General features: G+C 57.3%; 18 protein-coding genes. 12 read left to right on the top strand and 6 right to left on the bottom strand.

The window, feature by feature from the left end; translation table 11 throughout:
* The first annotated feature begins 100 nt into the window (after positions 1-100).
* The 7 genes from ACM1ZW_RS02790 (at position 101) to ACM1ZW_RS02820 (ending at position 4,919) form a co-directional block, all read left to right on the top strand.
* The gene (locus tag ACM1ZW_RS02790; protein WP_416740136.1) at positions 101-670 is read left to right on the top strand and encodes an Rnf-Nqr domain containing protein; all 570 of its coding nucleotides are present in this window, start codon (positions 101-103) and stop codon (positions 668-670) included.
* Positions 667-1,881: an electron transport complex subunit RsxB gene (gene rsxB / locus ACM1ZW_RS02795; protein ID WP_416740137.1), complete on the top strand. Its 1,215-nt coding sequence runs from the start codon at positions 667-669 to the stop codon at positions 1,879-1,881. The genes ACM1ZW_RS02790 and rsxB overlap by 4 nt, the downstream gene beginning before the upstream one ends.
* The gene (locus ACM1ZW_RS02800; RefSeq protein ID WP_416740138.1) at positions 1,868-2,857 is read left to right on the top strand and encodes an RnfABCDGE type electron transport complex subunit D; all 990 of its coding nucleotides are present in this window, start codon (positions 1,868-1,870) and stop codon (positions 2,855-2,857) included. The genes rsxB and ACM1ZW_RS02800 overlap by 14 nt, the downstream gene beginning before the upstream one ends.
* Entirely contained in the window at positions 2,854-3,462 is a 609-nt protein-coding gene (locus ACM1ZW_RS02805) for an RnfABCDGE type electron transport complex subunit G (RefSeq protein ID WP_416740140.1), read from the top strand. The genes ACM1ZW_RS02800 and ACM1ZW_RS02805 overlap by 4 nt, the downstream gene beginning before the upstream one ends.
* Positions 3,459-3,968 (top strand): Rnf-Nqr domain containing protein, encoded by a 510-nt coding sequence (locus tag ACM1ZW_RS02810; protein WP_414877832.1) that lies wholly within the window; start codon positions 3,459-3,461, stop codon positions 3,966-3,968. The genes ACM1ZW_RS02805 and ACM1ZW_RS02810 overlap by 4 nt, the downstream gene beginning before the upstream one ends.
* A 25-nt stretch (positions 3,969-3,993) precedes the next feature.
* A complete protein-coding gene (gene nth, locus ACM1ZW_RS02815; RefSeq protein WP_008032146.1) occupies positions 3,994-4,632 on the top strand; it encodes an endonuclease III in 639 nt (212 codons plus the stop codon).
* A 107-nt stretch (positions 4,633-4,739) separates the two neighbouring features.
* On the top strand, positions 4,740-4,919 hold the full coding sequence (locus ACM1ZW_RS02820) for a PA3496 family putative envelope integrity protein (protein ID WP_017340564.1): 180 nt from the start codon (positions 4,740-4,742) through the stop codon (positions 4,917-4,919).
* 90 nt (positions 4,920-5,009) lie between these two features.
* On the opposite strand, the gene ACM1ZW_RS02825 is transcribed toward ACM1ZW_RS02820, so the two are convergent.
* Positions 5,010-5,636 (bottom strand): response regulator transcription factor, encoded by a 627-nt coding sequence (locus ACM1ZW_RS02825; RefSeq protein ID WP_017340565.1) that lies wholly within the window; start codon positions 5,634-5,636, stop codon positions 5,010-5,012.
* 477 nt (positions 5,637-6,113) lie between these two features.
* Between ACM1ZW_RS02825 and ACM1ZW_RS02830 the strand changes: the two genes are divergently transcribed.
* Positions 6,114-6,740: a hypothetical protein gene (locus tag ACM1ZW_RS02830; RefSeq protein WP_414877831.1), complete on the top strand. Its 627-nt coding sequence runs from the start codon at positions 6,114-6,116 to the stop codon at positions 6,738-6,740.
* 150 nt (positions 6,741-6,890) lie between these two features.
* Here the strand turns inward: ACM1ZW_RS02830 and ACM1ZW_RS02835 are convergent, their stop codons facing one another.
* Entirely contained in the window at positions 6,891-8,108 is a 1,218-nt protein-coding gene (locus ACM1ZW_RS02835) for an argininosuccinate synthase (protein ID WP_007898502.1), read from the bottom strand.
* A gap of 129 nt (positions 8,109-8,237) precedes the next feature.
* Positions 8,238-9,146 carry a flagellar protein MotY gene (locus ACM1ZW_RS02840; RefSeq protein ID WP_414877830.1) on the bottom strand — a complete coding sequence of 303 codons (909 nt, stop codon included), beginning with the start codon at positions 9,144-9,146 and terminating at the stop codon, positions 8,238-8,240.
* A 159-nt stretch (positions 9,147-9,305) separates the two neighbouring features.
* Between ACM1ZW_RS02840 and pyrC the strand changes: the two genes are divergently transcribed.
* Positions 9,306-10,352, top strand: coding sequence for a dihydroorotase (gene pyrC / locus ACM1ZW_RS02845; protein ID WP_017340568.1), 1,047 nt, complete (start codon positions 9,306-9,308; stop codon positions 10,350-10,352).
* Positions 10,349-11,026, top strand: a complete 678-nt coding sequence (rnt, locus tag ACM1ZW_RS02850; protein WP_017340569.1) for a ribonuclease T — start codon at positions 10,349-10,351, stop codon at positions 11,024-11,026. The genes pyrC and rnt overlap by 4 nt, the downstream gene beginning before the upstream one ends.
* Before the next feature lie 134 nt (positions 11,027-11,160).
* On the opposite strand, the gene ACM1ZW_RS02855 is transcribed toward rnt, so the two are convergent.
* Entirely contained in the window at positions 11,161-11,763 is a 603-nt protein-coding gene (locus ACM1ZW_RS02855) for a peroxiredoxin (protein ID WP_017340570.1), read from the bottom strand.
* 315 nt (positions 11,764-12,078) lie between these two features.
* Here ACM1ZW_RS02855 and ACM1ZW_RS02860 point away from each other — a divergent pair, with 315 nt between their 5' ends.
* Positions 12,079-12,297 (top strand): bacterioferritin-associated ferredoxin, encoded by a 219-nt coding sequence (locus ACM1ZW_RS02860; protein ID WP_008032160.1) that lies wholly within the window; start codon positions 12,079-12,081, stop codon positions 12,295-12,297.
* Between the two features lie 200 nt (positions 12,298-12,497).
* Positions 12,498-12,971, top strand: a complete 474-nt coding sequence (gene bfr, locus ACM1ZW_RS02865) for a bacterioferritin (protein WP_017340571.1) — start codon at positions 12,498-12,500, stop codon at positions 12,969-12,971.
* Between the two features lie 134 nt (positions 12,972-13,105).
* Here the strand turns inward: bfr and grxD are convergent, their stop codons facing one another.
* On the bottom strand, positions 13,106-13,447 hold the full coding sequence (gene grxD, locus ACM1ZW_RS02870; RefSeq protein WP_016773402.1) for a Grx4 family monothiol glutaredoxin: 342 nt from the start codon (positions 13,445-13,447) through the stop codon (positions 13,106-13,108).
* Between the two features lie 97 nt (positions 13,448-13,544).
* Positions 13,545-15,650 carry a molybdopterin oxidoreductase family protein gene (locus tag ACM1ZW_RS02875; protein ID WP_017340572.1) on the bottom strand — a complete coding sequence of 702 codons (2,106 nt, stop codon included), beginning with the start codon at positions 15,648-15,650 and terminating at the stop codon, positions 13,545-13,547.
* Positions 15,651-15,693 lie beyond the last annotated feature (43 nt).

Genomic DNA, 15,693 nt, shown 5'->3' on the forward strand with positions numbered 1-15,693 from the left:
GACTGTGGGATTTTCATGTCTGGCCCATAATGTCTCTGAAGTCGGGCAGCTCCTGCAGAGTTATCCAGCAACCAGCAATAATGTATGGATACAGACGATCATGACCGAGATTGTTCTTACGCTTATCAGCGCTGCCCTGATCAACAACTTCGTGTTGCACTGGCCGCTGGGCGTCGATCCGCTACTGAGCGCCGAGCGCCGCCAGGTGCATGCGCTGGGTATCGCGACGACCTGCCTGATGCTGATCGTCGGCATGCTCGGTCATGCCCTTTACCACGGACTGCTGGTGCCGTTGGGGTTGAGATCGCTGGGCCTGTTCGTGTTTTTACCCTTGAGCGTTTTGCTGATCGCGCCACTGCTGACGTTGCTGCCGAAGGTGTTTTCCACGCTTTCGTTCGAAGGTCTCTGGCCATTGCTTCTCGGCAATGCCGGCGTCCTGGGGCTGGCGTTGATCAACGTGCGGGACGACGAGGGGTTTTTCCACGCTACAGCCCTGAGCCTAGGCGCCGGGCTGGGTTTCTGGCTGGTGCTGAGTCTGTTCTGCGACTTGCGCCAGCGCACCCTCGATAACGATGTTCCCCTGCCCTTTCGCGGCCTGCCGATCGACCTGATCGGCGCCGGATTGATTGCAGTGGCTTTTCTCGGATTCAGCGGACTGATCAAAACATGAGTCTGATTCAACGCATCGACGCGCTTTTGCCGCAGACCCAGTGCGGCAAGTGTGGCCACCCCGGATGCAAGCCGTACGCCGAGGGCATTGCCAGTGGCGAGCCGATCAACAAGTGTCCGCCGGGGGGCAGCGAAACCATCTCGGCGCTGGCCGAGTTGCTGAAAGTACCGGTGCTGGAACTGGACGTCAGTCGCGGTCCGGCACCGGCGCAAATCGCCTACATCCGAGAGGCCGAATGCATTGGCTGCACCAAATGCATTCAGGCCTGTCCGGTAGATGCCATCGTCGGCGCAGCGAAGTTGATGCACACGGTGATCATCGACGAATGCACCGGTTGCGACCTCTGCGTGGCGCCTTGCCCGGTGGATTGCATCGAGATGCATCCGTTGCCGCTGGCCACGGTGTTGCCGATTGTCGGTGGCCTGGCGTTCAGCCCTGAAGAACAACAGGCGCGCACCGCCAAACGCAATCACGCACGACGCCGTTTTGAACAGCGCAATGCACGTTTGCATCGCGAAGAAGAACAGAAACTCGCCGAGCGCCAGGCTCGGGCACACCGCGCGGCGCAACACACTGAAGTGACAACGCTCGACCCGGTTCAGGCCGCGCTGGAAAGGGTCCGTGCGCAAAAAGCGGCGAATGCCGACGCTGCGTTGAAAAAAGCCAAGATCGATCTGGCAATGAGCCGTGCCCAACTGAACAAATCGCTCAAGGCGTTCGGCCATCCGCCGACCTTCGAACAGCAATCGCAACTGATTGTCCTGCAACAGCAGTTTGAGGCGTCCGAACAAGCGCTGGCGCAGTTGGAAAGCAGTGCACCGCCAGCCGCCGTGCCCACGGCGCCAGTGAAGGACGCCGAGCTGAAACGGGCGAAAATCCAGCTGGCCATGCGCCGCGCCGAACTCAAGAAAGCCCAGGCCAGCGAGGCGCCGGCCGAACAGATCAAAGCCTTGGAACACGCACTCGGCGACGCCGAAACAGCCCTCCACACCGCGGAGGCTGCGAGCGAACAACCTTTACCTGACCTGGCGCGTGTTGAAAAACGCCCCATCGACAACCAGCTTCGTCAGTTGAAAACGGAATTGGCCTACGCTCGCGCTGACGTCAGCAAACTCGAACGACGCAACGACACACCTGCCGAGCTGATGAACAAGGCGCGCGCCCGTCTCCAGGAAGCCGAGCGTCAGGTGGATGCCTATGTCGCCCCTTGAATCGGTCGACGAGCGCCTGCAGCAAGCCATGAAGTTGGTGTTGCTGGCCACCCTGCCGGGCATGCTGGTGTTGTTCTGGCTGTATGGCTGGGGGGTATTGATCAACCTGATGCTGGCCGGCGTTACTGCGTTGGCCGTTGAAGCGGTGGTGTTGCAGTTGCGCAAGCGGGAGCTCAAACCCACCTTGAGCGACGGCAGTGCGTTGGTCAGTGCGACGTTGCTGGCCCTGGCCTTGCCACCGTATTGCCCGTGGTGGCTGACGGTCTGTGCCGCGGCGTTCGCGCTGTTTGGCAAACAGCTGTATGGCGGAGTCGGGAAAAATCCGTTCAACCCGGCGATGCTCGGTTTTGCCCTGGTGCTGGTGACGTTTCCCCAGCAGATGACCCATTGGCCGTCCTCCCACGGCATGGACCTGCTCGGTGGTTTGCGACAAGTGTTCGGTTTCAGCCTGAGCCAGACGCCGGATGCCTGGGTCCAGGCCACGGCACTGGACAGCTTGCGAATCAATAAAAGCCTGACCATGGACGAACTCTTCGCGGGCAATCCGGCCTTCGGCCACGTCGGTGCGCGCGGCGTGGAATGGGTCAACCTCGCCTTTCTGGCGGGCGGCGTGTTTCTGCTGCAACGACGGGTATTCAGTTGGCATGCGCCGGTGGGCATGCTTGCCAGCCTGTTCGTCATCAGCCTGCTGTGCTGGAACGGCTCGGGATCCGATTCCCATGGCTCGCCACTGTTTCATCTGCTCACCGGCGCAAGCATGCTGGGGGCGTTCTTTATCGTCACGGAGCCGGTGTCGGGCGCCAAAAGCCCTGGCGGGCGACTGCTGTTCGGCGCGGGTGTGGGGCTGCTGACCTACCTGATTCGAACCTGGGGCGGTTATCCGGACGGCGTGGCGTTTGCGGTGCTGCTGATGAACCTCTGCGTGCCGGCGCTGGACCGGTTTGTCACGTCGAGACAGGAGCGAGTTGCGCCATGAGCCGAGTGTCGAGCGTGGTGATTCTGGTGGTGCTGGCAGGCGTGGGGATTGGCGCAACTTACCTTGTGCAGCACAGTAGCGCGCCACGCATTGCGAACGAACAGCGCCTGATCGACAGCCGCAACCTGCTGGACCTGCTGCCCGCTGACAGCTACGACAATCAACCGCTGGAACAACCGTTGCGCCTCGACGATACGGGATTGACCAATAGCACATTGCTAGGCGGCTACCTCGCGACCAAGGCCGGCCAACCCAGTATCGTTTTGTTGCGCAGTCAGGCATTGGGTTATGCGGGCAGCATCGACTTGTTGATCGCCATAGGCGCAAACGGCAAGTTGGTGGGGGTCAAAACCCTCAGGCAATCCGAGACTCCGGGGCTGGGCGCGCGCATTGCCGACTGGCCAAATGCCTGGCTCAATGACTTTGCCGGCAAATCGCGAAGCGAACCGGCTGACAATGGCTGGGCGTTGAAAAAAGATCAGGGCCAGTTCGATCAGATCGCAGGGGCGACCATCACTTCAAGAGCCGTGATCAACGCCATCCACGATGCCTTGCGCTACTTCGATGAACATCAGCAACAGTTGATCGGGATCAGTCCCCCATGAATAAGTCATCGACGCTGCAAAACTCGCTGATGCTCGCACCGCTGATCGGCGCCACCGGCTCATGGATGACCGCGCTGGGCCTGTGGTTGATGTTCATTGTGGTGATCAGTGCCTACGGCGTCGGCATGGCGGCCCTGGGACCACGACTTGTTCCGTCTGCCCGTTTGTTTGCCGGCATTTTGCTGGCCGCCACGCTGACCAGTTGCGCGGAGATCGCCGCACAAGTCTTATCACTCAAATGGCATCAGCAGGTGGGAATCTATGCCGGACTGATCGCCTTGCAATGTGTCGTTCTTGATCACATAGGCTTCTTCCAGAGCGCATTACGTGACCGCCTTCGCCTGTGTGGCCTGTTCGGTGCGCTGATGGTGGGCCTGGGCCTGCTGCGCGAACTCATCGGCTATGGAGGCCTGCACCTGGTCACTCTGGTCCCCGGTGGATTCATTTTGCTGGGTCTGGTGATCGCTGCATGGCAGGCCTGGTCCCGCCCGAATCCCTCACACTGACCGCTTTCGAGGAAATGCACTGCCCATGAATGCTGCAAAACGTCTGGAAATTTTCCGCAGGCTGCATGAAGACAACCCGGAACCGAAGACCGAACTGGCTTACTCCTCGCCCTTCGAATTGCTGATCTCCGTGATTCTCTCAGCGCAATCGACCGATGTCGGCGTTAACAAGGCCACCGCCAAGCTCTACCCGGTGGCCAACACGCCGCAGGCGATTTATGCACTGGGTGTCGAGGGATTGTCGGAATACATCAAGACCATCGGCCTGTTCAACAGCAAGGCAAAAAACGTGATCGAGACCTGTCGCTTGCTGGTGGAACGCCATGGAGGCGAAGTACCGCAGACCCGCGAAGAGCTGGAAGCGCTACCCGGCGTCGGCCGCAAAACCGCCAACGTGGTGCTCAACACTGCCTTTCGCCAACTGACCATGGCTGTGGATACCCACATTTTTCGGGTCAGTAACCGTACCGGCATTGCGCCGGGTAAAAACGTGGTCGAGGTCGAGAAAAAACTGATGAAGTTTGTGCCCAAGGAATACCTGCTCGATTCCCATCACTGGCTGATTCTTCACGGACGTTACGTCTGCCTGGCCCGCAAGCCCCGTTGCGGCAGTTGCCGGATCGAAGACCTGTGCGAATACAAGCACAAGACTTCGGACGATTGAGGCGCTATTAGGTTTTTTGATTTATCGATTGAAAAAATCTTTTTTACCCACGCAGAGATTGTCGCTATAAGGGGCGCCAAAGGCAGTCTTAGCCTGGAGTTAACCTTATGAGCACTGGCAAAGAGCAATTGGACGTAGAAGAGGACTTCACACCCATTGAGGCCGATGATGCGGAACCGGTGGTTGAAGTGGCAAAGACCAACCTGAGCAAACGCCGCACGATCGACAACCTGCTGGAGGAGCGCCGACTGCAAAAACAGTTGGCCGATTACGATTTTGACCTATAACACCTGAAAGCCTCCCGAAACGGAGGCTTTTTTTTAAGTGCGAAACCTCGAAAACACCCATTCACCCAGTCCCGTGAAGCGCTGGTGCAGTCACACCAGCCCATTGCGTTGAGCCAGTTCGATCAAGTCCACCAAGGACCGCGCATTGAGCTTTAACAACAGGCGAGTCTTGTAAGTGCTGACGGTTTTATTGCTGAGGAACATTCCATCGGCAATTTCCTTATTGGTCTTGCCCCGGGCCAACTGTTGCAAAACCATCATTTCCCGCCCCGACAAACGATCCACCATATCGGCTTCACTGGCGTTCCCCAGACTGGCACGCACTGTATGCAAAGCTTGATTGGGAAAATAACTGTAGCCAGACAATACTGCTTTTATTGCACTGAGCAACTCAGTGAGATCCTGTTGTTTGCAAACATATCCGGCAGCGCCAGACTGCATGCAACGCATCGAAAAATGTCCAGGTGCCTGGGAAGTCAATATCAGTACTTTCATTGGCATTGCTGCCGAGACAAGGCGCGCAATGACTTCCAGTCCATCCAGCTTCGGTATTCCTATATCCAGGATGACAATATCCGGCATATGTTCACGAGCCAGTTGTAATGCATCCACGCCATTATCTGTTTCTGCAATGACCTCGTAGCCATGACGTTCCATCAGCATACGTACCGCAAGACGAATGACGGGGTGATCATCCACGATCAGCACTTTATTCATGGGCAAGTCCAATTTTCGCTGTTCGAATTTTTAGAGCCCGCACAATAGCCTAGTCGTTTCACCCATGGCACGCCGCCCCTCCCGGTCACCCACACCGAGAGACATTCCCTACAAACAATGAGGAATATTCTTACAAGAAACCTTCGAGAGCTGCACGTCGGAAACTTTATTTGCTTTATGACATTACACTCTTCAACAAATTTTTTGTATCAATTTGAAAAATCAAAACCAAAATAATAAATCGATATCGGTGGTCCGACCTGCGCCTACAGTTGAGCTACCCTTAACGGACACCTGCATTTCAGGGTTCGCGAGACACATTGAAAACAACATATACAAAATCTTACATTCCACAACAACTTAACCGAAATAAAACAGACATAGGCCAACAATAAATTCACAGCTAATATAAAAACTGCAAAACAACTATCAGCCATTAACCAATAGAGAAAAGACAAACCTATATGAGTACGAAACATGACAAAACCCAAACAAAGAATCACCACCCCCATGACAGTCATCGCCATATTCGCAACACTGTCTGAAACGTCGGCAGCCGTCTCCCTGCCTTTCCTCGATAACAAGGAAAGAGAACTCTACATCTGGTTTTTGATCAGCTTTCCGTTTTATTTGCTTCTACTGTTCTTCGCCACACTTAACTTCAATTATCGATCGCTCTATGCGCCGTCCGATTTTGAGAAAGGAAAACACTTCATAAAAGTCATGGACAATGCCGAGCGTCCGGATATTGCTCAAGGCACGCCAGGCGAGAACAGAGGGCGAGAAAGTCTATCGGTCCAGCATCACATCGAATTGCCGGAGAAATTGAAGGACCTGCACATCATTGATGCAAGATGGATGAACAGAAAAATCGAATTCCGCGAGCTTCTGGAAAGGATTCGATTGCCCAAGGGCGATTCGGCGCAAGTGGTCGTGTTTCTCACCAGTGCCGAGTCAGAGAATCTGCTGAAAGAAAACGCGCTCAAATTTTTCAGACACGTAAAGAAACGCAACGGTGCACCGTTTTGCATTGCTTACAACGTGAGCTCACGCCATGTGACGGTCATTGATCAACTCGCCAGACTGACCCACAGCGGTCAGTAGCGTTTACGATCGAAAGGAGAGAAGCAGGCAAAAATGCCGCTTGCGAAAACAAGAAGAAAGATGAATCGCAATGTCAGAAAAAAACCCTATTCCCAAATTTGTGGCCTTGTCGAAAACAAGGCCACAAATTCCATCAAGGCGTCAGAAACTTTAGAAAAGCTTCCGGCCTTTGTTCGCCGCAATGCGCATGCGCAGGGCGTTTAGCTTGATGAAGCCAGCCGCATCCGCCTGATTGTAAGCGCCGCCATCTTCTTCAAATGTCGCAATGTTGGCGTCGAACAACGATTCGTCGGACTTGCGCCCCGTGACGATCACATTGCCCTTGTACAGCTTCAGGCGCACAACGCCGTTCACGTGTGCCTGGGAAGCATCGATCATCTGTTGCAGCATCAGACGCTCAGGACTCCACCAGTAACCGGTGTAGATCAGGCTGGCGTATTTAGGCATCAACTCGTCTTTGAGGTGAGCCACTTCGCGGTCCAGGGTGATCGATTCGATCGCACGGTGGGCGCGCAGCATGATGGTGCCGCCTGGGGTTTCGTAGCAGCCACGGGACTTCATGCCCACGTAACGGTTCTCGACGATGTCGAGGCGGCCGATGCCGTGTTCGCCACCGATACGGTTCAGGGTCGCCAGCACCGTAGCCGGAGTCATTTCGACGCCGTCCAGTGCAACGATGTCGCCGTTGCGATAGGTCAGTTCCAGGTATTGCGCTTTATCTGGAGCCTTCTCCGGGGAGACGGTCCATTTCCACATGTCTTCTTCGTGCTCGGTCCAGGTGTCTTCCAGCACGCCGCCTTCATAGGAGATGTGCAACAGGTTGGCATCCATCGAGTACGGGGATTTTTTCTTGCCGTGACGCTCGATCGGGATGTTGTGCTTTTCAGCGTAATCCATCAGCTTTTCACGGGACAGCAGGTCCCATTCGCGCCACGGTGCAATCACTTTTACACCTGGCTTCAAGGCGTAGGCGCCCAGTTCGAAACGAACCTGGTCGTTGCCTTTGCCGGTGGCGCCGTGGGAAATGGCGTCAGCGCCGGTTTCGTTGGCGATTTCGATCAGGCGCTTGGCGATCAACGGACGAGCGATGGAAGTACCCAGCAGGTACTCGCCTTCGTAAACGGTGTTGGCGCGGAACATCGGGAAAACGAAATCGCGCACGAATTCTTCGCGCAGATCGTCGATGTAGATCTCTTTCACGCCCATGGCCTGAGCCTTGGCACGTGCAGGTTCGACCTCTTCGCCCTGACCCAGGTCAGCGGTGAAGGTCACGACTTCACAGTTATAAGTATCCTGCAGCCACTTGAGGATCACCGAAGTGTCCAGGCCGCCGGAATACGCCAGAACGACCTTGTTTACGTCCGCCATGCCATCACTCCACGGGGTTCTACGGAAAGCCGGGAAGTCTACCGCTCATACGGAATAATTTACAGTGGCGCGACAGCTTATGACGACGAAGCGACAGATTATGTCGACCGCGCGACGATGACCGATGGGTCAGGAAGTCTTCGCCGCGCTCGCCGATGCTGTTGATTGAGGCGCCGGCGGCTCGGTGGGTGCGACCCGCGCGAGGTGCACATTGACTCGACGATTCTTCGCCCGATTGGCCGCATTGGTGTTGGGTACCAATGGATAACGCTCACCATGAAAGCGCACGGTAACCTGCGATTCCTGCACACCGTTGGCCTTGAAGAACTCCATGACCGCCAGGGCCCGACGCCGCGACAGGTCTCGATTGGTCAGGCGGTTGCCGCTGTTGTCGGAGTGGCCGTCAAGCTCGATGTGATTGACCGTGGGATCGGCCTTCATGAACTCCAGCATCACCTGCAGCTGAGCCTTGGCCTGCGCGTCGAGGTCCAGGCCGTCGCCGGGAAAGCCGATCTGCGTTTGCTTGATCTGCTCGAAATTCTTCGGCAGCAGTTTCGCCACGCAGCCCTGATAATCGTTGAACGCCTTGCTGAACTTGACCGGCAACAGCCGCACTTCCGAGACCCGGCCATCGCCCGAAGAATGCCGGACGACCGGGCTGCGCCCATCCATCAAGCCGCTGATCAAGCGCCCGGCCTGAACCTGCGAACTGTTGAACAGCACATTGCCGCTGCCGATCCGCACGGAACCGAGATTGATGTCGCCACGCCCCGGCTGCCAGGGTGCAGCAGCCGCCAATAAGGTCGCCGAGCCGCCGCCGACCATCGAGTTATAAGCTTTCAGACGAAACGTCGCCTGCTCGCCGGCGCGACGCACGAACTCACCCGAACCGAAATCGGTGATCGGTTGAATCAGGCGGCACTCGAACTTGTCCCCTTCGACCGTCCACTCGATGCTCTCCAGACGGGTCTGGAAAGTGAGCGCCATCGCGGGAAGGCTGGCAAACACACTGAGCAAGGCTAAATAACGCTGGCGCACGGGAGGCTCCACTGGCTTCTACAACAAAAAGACCGACACACACATGTTTACGGCGTACCTGTTGGATATCGGAAGCTTCCCGCAAAACTTGATAGCGAGTGCCTGAGAGAGTCTTTTCCGGTAGCATTCCCCTGAGTTTGACCCGCCTGGAATCCCCTCATGTCCGACCGCCTGACCCTGCTGCGTCCCGACGACTGGCACATTCATCTTCGCGATGGTGCCGTGTTGACCAATACCGTTGCGGATGTCGCGCGCACCTTTGGTCGCGCCATCATTATGCCCAACCTGGTACCTCCGGTGCGCAACGCCGCTGAAGCCGACGGCTATCGCCAGCGGATTCTCGCTGCACGTCCGGCCGGCAGCCGTTTCGAACCGTTGATGGTGCTTTACCTGACCGACCGCACCCAGCCCGAAGAAATTCGTGAAGCCAAGGCCAGCGGTTTCGTGTTCGCCGCCAAGTTGTACCCGGCCGGCGCGACCACCAACTCGGATTCTGGCGTCACCAGTATCGACAAGATTTTCCCTGCGCTCGAGGCCATGGCCGAAGTCGGGATGCCTTTGTTGATTCACGGTGAAGTAACCCGTGGCGATGTCGACGTGTTCGACCGCGAAAAAATCTTCATCGATGAGCACATGCGTCGTGTGGTCGAGCGTTTCCCGACGCTCAAAGTGGTGTTCGAACACATCACCACCGCGGACGCCGTGCAGTTCGTCAACGAGGCTTCGGCCAATGTTGGCGCGACCATCACCGCGCATCACCTCTTGTACAACCGCAACCACATGCTGGTCGGCGGAATTCGGCCGCACTTCTACTGCTTGCCGATTCTCAAGCGCAACACCCACCAGGAAGCGCTGCTCGACGCCGCCACCAGCGGCAGCGACAAGTTCTTCCTCGGCACCGACTCGGCACCGCATGCCCAGCACGCCAAGGAAGCCGCTTGCGGTTGTGCCGGTTGCTACACCGCTTATGCGGCGATCGAGATGTACGCCGAAGCGTTCGAACAGCGCAATGCGCTGGACAAGCTCGAAGCCTTCGCCAGCCTTAACGGCCCGCGCTTCTATGGCCTGCCGGTGAACACCGATCGCATTACCCTGGTCCGCGACGAGTGGACCGCCCCAACCAGCCTGCCATTTGGCGAGCTGACCGTTATCCCGCTGCGCGCCGGTGAAAAACTGCGCTGGCGCCTGCTGGAGGAACACGCGTGAGTGAAGACCATTTCGATGACGAACAGGACGGTCAAGGCGGCGGAAGTGGTCCACGCCACCCGATGGCAGCTCGATTCCGTGGATACCTGCCAGTCGTTGTCGACGTTGAAACCGGTGGTTTCAACTCTGCCACTGACGCTTTGCTGGAAATAGCCGCTACCACCATCGCCATGGATGAAAAGGGCTTTGTATACCCTGATCACACCTATTTCTTCCGCGTCGAGCCGTTTGAAGGCGCCAACGTCGAAGCGGCCGCCCTGGAGTTCACCGGGATCAAACTCGATCACCCGCTGCGCATGGCAGTAAGTGAAGAAGCGGCGCTGACCGATATCTTCCGTGGTATCCGCAAGGCGTTGAAAGCCAACGGCTGCAAGCGGGCGATCCTGGTCGGGCACAACAGCAGTTTCGACCTGGGCTTCCTGAACGCAGCGGTTGCGCGCCTGGACATGAAGCGCAACCCGTTCCATCCATTCTCCAGCTTCGACACGGCAACCCTCGCCGGTCTGGCCTACGGTCAAACCGTGTTGGCGAAAGCCTGTCAGGCCGCCGACATCGACTTCGACGGTCGCGAGGCTCACTCGGCTCGCTACGACACCGAGAAGACGGCTGAGCTGTTCTGCGGCATCGTCAATCGCTGGAAGCAGATGGGCGGCTGGGAAGACTACAACGACTGATCCAACACTTGTGGCGAGGGAGCTTGCTCCCTGGCCACAGACTCAGCGTCGTGCTTGAGCGAACGGCATCGGTTTTATCCCGCCCATAAAAAAACCGGCCTCGACGGCCGGTTTTTTTATGCCTCGAACGCGCCTTACAGGGCAGCAGCGTTCTCGGTCAGGTAGGCCGCGACGCCTTCGGTCGAAGCGGTCATGCCTTTGTCGCCTTTTTTCCAGTTGGCAGGGCAGACTTCGCCGTGCTCTTCGTGGAATTGCAGAGCGTCGACCAGACGGATCAGCTCTTCCATGTTACGGCCCAGCGGCAGGTCGTTGATGATCTGCGAGCGGACAACGCCTTTGTCGTCGATCAGGAACGCGCCACGGAAAGCCACGCCGCCTTCGGACTCAACGTCGTAGGCCTTGGCAATTTCGTGCTTCATGTCGGCAGCCATGGTGTAGCGAACTTGGCCGATACCGCCATTGTTCACCGGGGTGTTGCGCCATGCGTTGTGAGTGAAGTGCGAGTCGATCGAAACGGCGATCACTTCAACATTGCGTGCCTTGAAGTCGGACATGCGGTTGTCCAGAGCGATCAGCTCGGATGGGCACACGAAGGTGAAGTCCAGTGGGTAGAAGAACACCAGGCCGTATTTGCCTTTGATGGCCGAAGACAGGGTGAAGCTGTCGACGATTTCGCCATTGCCGAGTACGGCCGGTACGGTGAAGTCAGGGGCTTGCTTGCCTACGAGTACGCTCATTGAATATCTCCTGGTGTAAAAACGTGAAGTTCCGGGTTGGCGCCAGCCTGCCACCCTCAGGCGACAGCCCTGTGACACCCACCCGCTTCATAAGGACCGGCCATCATACACTGCGTTTTTGAGCTGTCCTCAACGGTTTTTCGTCAACACCTCAAATTGCTGTCTTCGCGATTACTGGCAGATTGCCCTGGGGAAAACCGTTCGTCAGCCACGCACGTTTATAACGCAAAGCTTTCAGAAACCACTTTGACAATCATTCTCGTTAACATTAAGATCCATCGCAACTGAGTCACCACCAGCGACGGTTCTTAGCTTATGTATGTCTGCCTCTGCACTGGCGTCACCGACGGACAAATCCGCGAAGCGATCTATGAAGGATGCTGCAGCTACAAGGAAGTCCGCCAGGCTACCGGCGTAGCCAGCCAATGCGGCAAATGCGCCTGCCTTGCCAAGGAAGTGGTGCGTGAAACCCTGACCAAATTGCAAACAGCCCAGGCAGCAATTCCTTTCCCTGTAGAATTTACTGCCGCATAGATACCCTATTCCAAAGAACCGGACTTCATGTCCGGTTTTTTTTATTCCTGAAAATCAATCGGTTACGGGTTAGACGCGGAACACAAACATTCTTATTCCGATTAATTTTCATATAAGTTTCAATAACTTAGGTTTGACACTCTTAGTTGTGCGGCTCAGACTCCGCTTTATAGACAGCTAATACAGGGCAGGACCCCATCATGAAAGGCGACATTACAGTCATCCAGCATCTCAACAAGATCCTTGCCAATGAACTGGTCGCGATCAATCAGTATTTTCTGCATGCGCGCATGTATGAAGATTGGGGCCTGAACAAGCTCGGCAAACACGAATACCACGAGTCCATCGACGAGATGAAACACGCGGACAAGCTGATCAAGCGCATCCTGTTCCTGGAAGGCCTGCCGAACGTGCAGGACCTGGGCAAGCTGCAGATCGGCGAGCACACCCAGGAAATGCTTGAGTGCGACCTGCGCATCGAACGTACCGGCCACGCCGACTTGAAAGTTGCGATTGCTCATTGCGAAACGGTTGGCGATTTCGGTAGCCGTGAACTGCTCGAAGACATTCTCGAATCCGAAGAAGAACATATCGACTGGCTGGAAACCCAACTGGGCCTGATCGATAAAGTCGGTCTTGAGAATTATCTGCAATCGCAGATGGGCGAAGAATAATTAGCGCCCGCTAACTCGAGACAATAAAAAGCCCCGCTCTCTTTTAAAGAGGCGGGGCTTTTTCATGTCCGGAATTTCGGCTCACCTGAATCGTGCAGGAGCTGCCCGCAGCAAGCGGGCTCCTACAAGGTGAATCAGGCTTCGGACTTGTTGGCAGCAGCCGCTTCAACAGCAGCCTTGATGGTGCTTTGCAGCGAACCGTCTGCAGCCATCTCGGTCATGATGTCGCTACCGCCGACCAGTTCACCACCAACCCACAGTTGCGGGAAAGTTGGCCAGTTGGCGTATTTTGGCAGGTTGGCGCGGATTTCCGGGTTCTGCAGGATGTCCACGTACGCAAACTTTTCACCACATGCCATCACGGCCTGCGCGGCTTTCGCGGAGAAGCCACACTGCGGGGCATTCGGCGAACCTTTCATGTAAAGCAGAATGGTGTTGTTAGCAATCTGCTCTTTAATCGTTTCGATGATATCCATGGAGCACCTCGGCTGAACTTTCCGACTCAGGGGTCGGCACGGTGGCGCATTGTAACGGAAACCCGAGCGCCATGCTCGGTCTCCCCGACAGACTCAATCAAGCCGCCGCCACGGTCACCGGCACACCGTTCAACGCCGCATTACCCGACAACTCGTCGAGCAGACATTCATCGGTCAGGTCATTGGCGCTGGAACCTGGCTGGCTGCTGGCAATCGTCAGCTGCACGCCAGGCCGCGCATGACCCCAACCGTGCGGCAGGCTGACCACGCCTTTCATCATATCCAGACTGCCCAGCACTTCCACCTCGATCATGCCGACCCGGGAACTGACCCGCACCCGCTGCCCGTCGCTGAGGCCGCGACTGGCCAGGTCGTCCGGATGCATCAGCAATTGATGGCGTGGCTTGCCCTTCACCAGTCGATGATAGTTGTGCATCCACGAGTTATTGCTGCGTACGTGACGACGGCCAATCATCAGCAATTCATCGGCGGCCGGCGCTTGCAGCGCGGCGAAGCGAGCCAGGTCGGCAAGGATGGCTGCGGGGGCTGCCTGGATGCGCTGGTTAGGGGTTTTAAGGCGCGGAGCCAGGTTGGTTTTCAACGCTCCAAGATCAACACCATGCGGATGATCGAACAACGTCGCCAGGGACAACCGGTGCTCCGAGGCATCGCCATACAAGCCCATGCGCAAACCACGATCAATCATCTGTGCGGGCGGGATCGTCGGTTTAAGTTCCTTGCCGGTCTTCGCGGCAAAGGCCTTGGCCAGCCCGACAAAAATTTCCCAGTCGTGCAGTGCGCCTTCCGGTCTGGCCAGGATCGCGCGGTTGAACCGGGTGACGTTACGCACCGCGAACATGTTGAAGGTGGTGTCGTAGTGATCGTTTTCCAGGGCCGATGTCGACGGCAGGATCAGATCGGCATAGCGCGTGGTTTCGTTGATGTAGAGATCGACACTGACCATGAACTCCAACCCGTCCAGCGCCTGTTCAAGCTGTCGACCATTAGGCGTCGACAGCACCGGGTTACCGGCCACGGTGATCAGTGCGCGGACCTGCCCTTCCCCTTCGGTGAGCATCTCTTCGGCCAGCGCCGACACCGGCAACTCGCCGCCGTATTCCGGACGCCCGGAAACGCGGCTCTGCCATAAGTTGAAATGCCCGCCCGAGGTGGACGCTACCAGGTCCACTGCGGGTTCTGTGCACAACGCGCCACCCACGCGGTCGAGGTTGCCGGTGACCAGATTGATCAGTTGCACCACCCAATGGCACAACGTCCCGAACGCCTGGGTCGAGACACCCATGCGGCCGTAGCAGACGGCTGTCGGGGCCGCGGCGAAGTCCCGCGCCAGTTGGCGAATCTGCTCGGCCGGCACAGCGCACAGCGGGCTCATGGCCTCGGCAGTGAAACCCGCGACGGCGGCGCGCACTTCATCCAGACCGTCCACCGGCAGATGGCTGCCGCGGGTCAGGCCTTCGGCGAACAAGGTGTTGAGCAGCCCGAACAACAGCGCCGCATCGCCACCGGGACGCACGAACAGATGCTGATCGGCCATCGCCGCCGTTTCGCTGCGGCGCGGGTCGACCACCACCACTTTGCCACCCCGGGCCTGAATCGCCTTCAGGCGCTTTTCCACGTCCGGCACGGTCATGATGCTGCCGTTGGAGGCCAGCGGGTTACCGCCGAGGATCAACATGAAATCGGTGTGATCGATGTCCGGGATCGGCAACAGCAGACCGTGGCCGTACATCAAATGGCTGGTCAGGTGATGGGGCAACTGATCGACCGACGTCGCGGAAAACCGGTTGCGGGTTTTCAGCAGGCCGAGGAAGTAATTGCTGTGGGTCATCAGCCCGTAGTTGTGCACGCTGGGGTTGCCTTGGTACACCGCCACCGCGTTCTGCCCGTGCCGCGCCTGAATCCCGGCCAGGCGTTCGGCGACCAGGTTGAAGGCGTCTTCCCACTCGACAGGTTGCCATTCGCTGCCGACCCGCAGCATCGGCTGACGCAAGCGGTCCGGATCGTTCTGGATATCTTGCAGGGCGACAGCCTTGGGGCAGATATGCCCGCGACTGAACGTATCCTGGGCGTCGCCCTTGATCGAGGTGATCCGGAGATCGCCATCGACCTCGGTGGTCTCGATGGTCAGGCCGCAGATGGCTTCACACAGGTGGCAGGCACGGTGATGGAGAGTCTTGGTCATGGCCAGTCTCTGTTTTGTTCTGGGCGGGCAATATCGGCCGCGG

Origin of the sequence: Pseudomonas sp. NFX71 (genome assembly GCF_048079215.1) — a bacterium.
Classification (GTDB): domain Bacteria; phylum Pseudomonadota; class Gammaproteobacteria; order Pseudomonadales; family Pseudomonadaceae; genus Aquipseudomonas; species Aquipseudomonas fluorescens_B.

Bases quoted from the DNA above. Each gene is read 5' to 3' on its own strand.
- ACM1ZW_RS02790 (WP_416740136.1), top strand. From the start codon at position 101: ATGACCGAGATTGTTCTTACGCTTATCAGCGCTGCCCTGATCAACAAC.
- rsxB (WP_416740137.1), top strand. From the start codon at position 667: ATGAGTCTGATTCAACGCATCGACGCGCTTTTGCCGCAGACCCAGTGC.
- ACM1ZW_RS02800 (WP_416740138.1), top strand. From the start codon at position 1,868: ATGTCGCCCCTTGAATCGGTCGACGAGCGCCTGCAGCAAGCCATGAAG.
- ACM1ZW_RS02805 (WP_416740140.1), top strand. From the start codon at position 2,854: ATGAGCCGAGTGTCGAGCGTGGTGATTCTGGTGGTGCTGGCAGGCGTG.
- ACM1ZW_RS02810 (WP_414877832.1), top strand. From the start codon at position 3,459: ATGAATAAGTCATCGACGCTGCAAAACTCGCTGATGCTCGCACCGCTG.
- nth (WP_008032146.1), top strand. From the start codon at position 3,994: ATGAATGCTGCAAAACGTCTGGAAATTTTCCGCAGGCTGCATGAAGAC.
- ACM1ZW_RS02820 (WP_017340564.1), top strand. From the start codon at position 4,740: ATGAGCACTGGCAAAGAGCAATTGGACGTAGAAGAGGACTTCACACCC.
- ACM1ZW_RS02825 (WP_017340565.1), bottom strand. From the start codon at position 5,636: ATGAATAAAGTGCTGATCGTGGATGATCACCCCGTCATTCGTCTTGCG.
- ACM1ZW_RS02830 (WP_414877831.1), top strand. From the start codon at position 6,114: ATGACAAAACCCAAACAAAGAATCACCACCCCCATGACAGTCATCGCC.
- ACM1ZW_RS02835 (WP_007898502.1), bottom strand. From the start codon at position 8,108: ATGGCGGACGTAAACAAGGTCGTTCTGGCGTATTCCGGCGGCCTGGAC.
- pyrC (WP_017340568.1), top strand. From the start codon at position 9,306: ATGTCCGACCGCCTGACCCTGCTGCGTCCCGACGACTGGCACATTCAT.
- ACM1ZW_RS02855 (WP_017340570.1), bottom strand. From the start codon at position 11,763: ATGAGCGTACTCGTAGGCAAGCAAGCCCCTGACTTCACCGTACCGGCC.
- ACM1ZW_RS02860 (WP_008032160.1), top strand. From the start codon at position 12,079: ATGTATGTCTGCCTCTGCACTGGCGTCACCGACGGACAAATCCGCGAA.
- bfr (WP_017340571.1), top strand. From the start codon at position 12,498: ATGAAAGGCGACATTACAGTCATCCAGCATCTCAACAAGATCCTTGCC.
- grxD (WP_016773402.1), bottom strand. From the start codon at position 13,447: ATGGATATCATCGAAACGATTAAAGAGCAGATTGCTAACAACACCATT.
- ACM1ZW_RS02875 (WP_017340572.1), bottom strand. From the start codon at position 15,650: ATGACCAAGACTCTCCATCACCGTGCCTGCCACCTGTGTGAAGCCATC.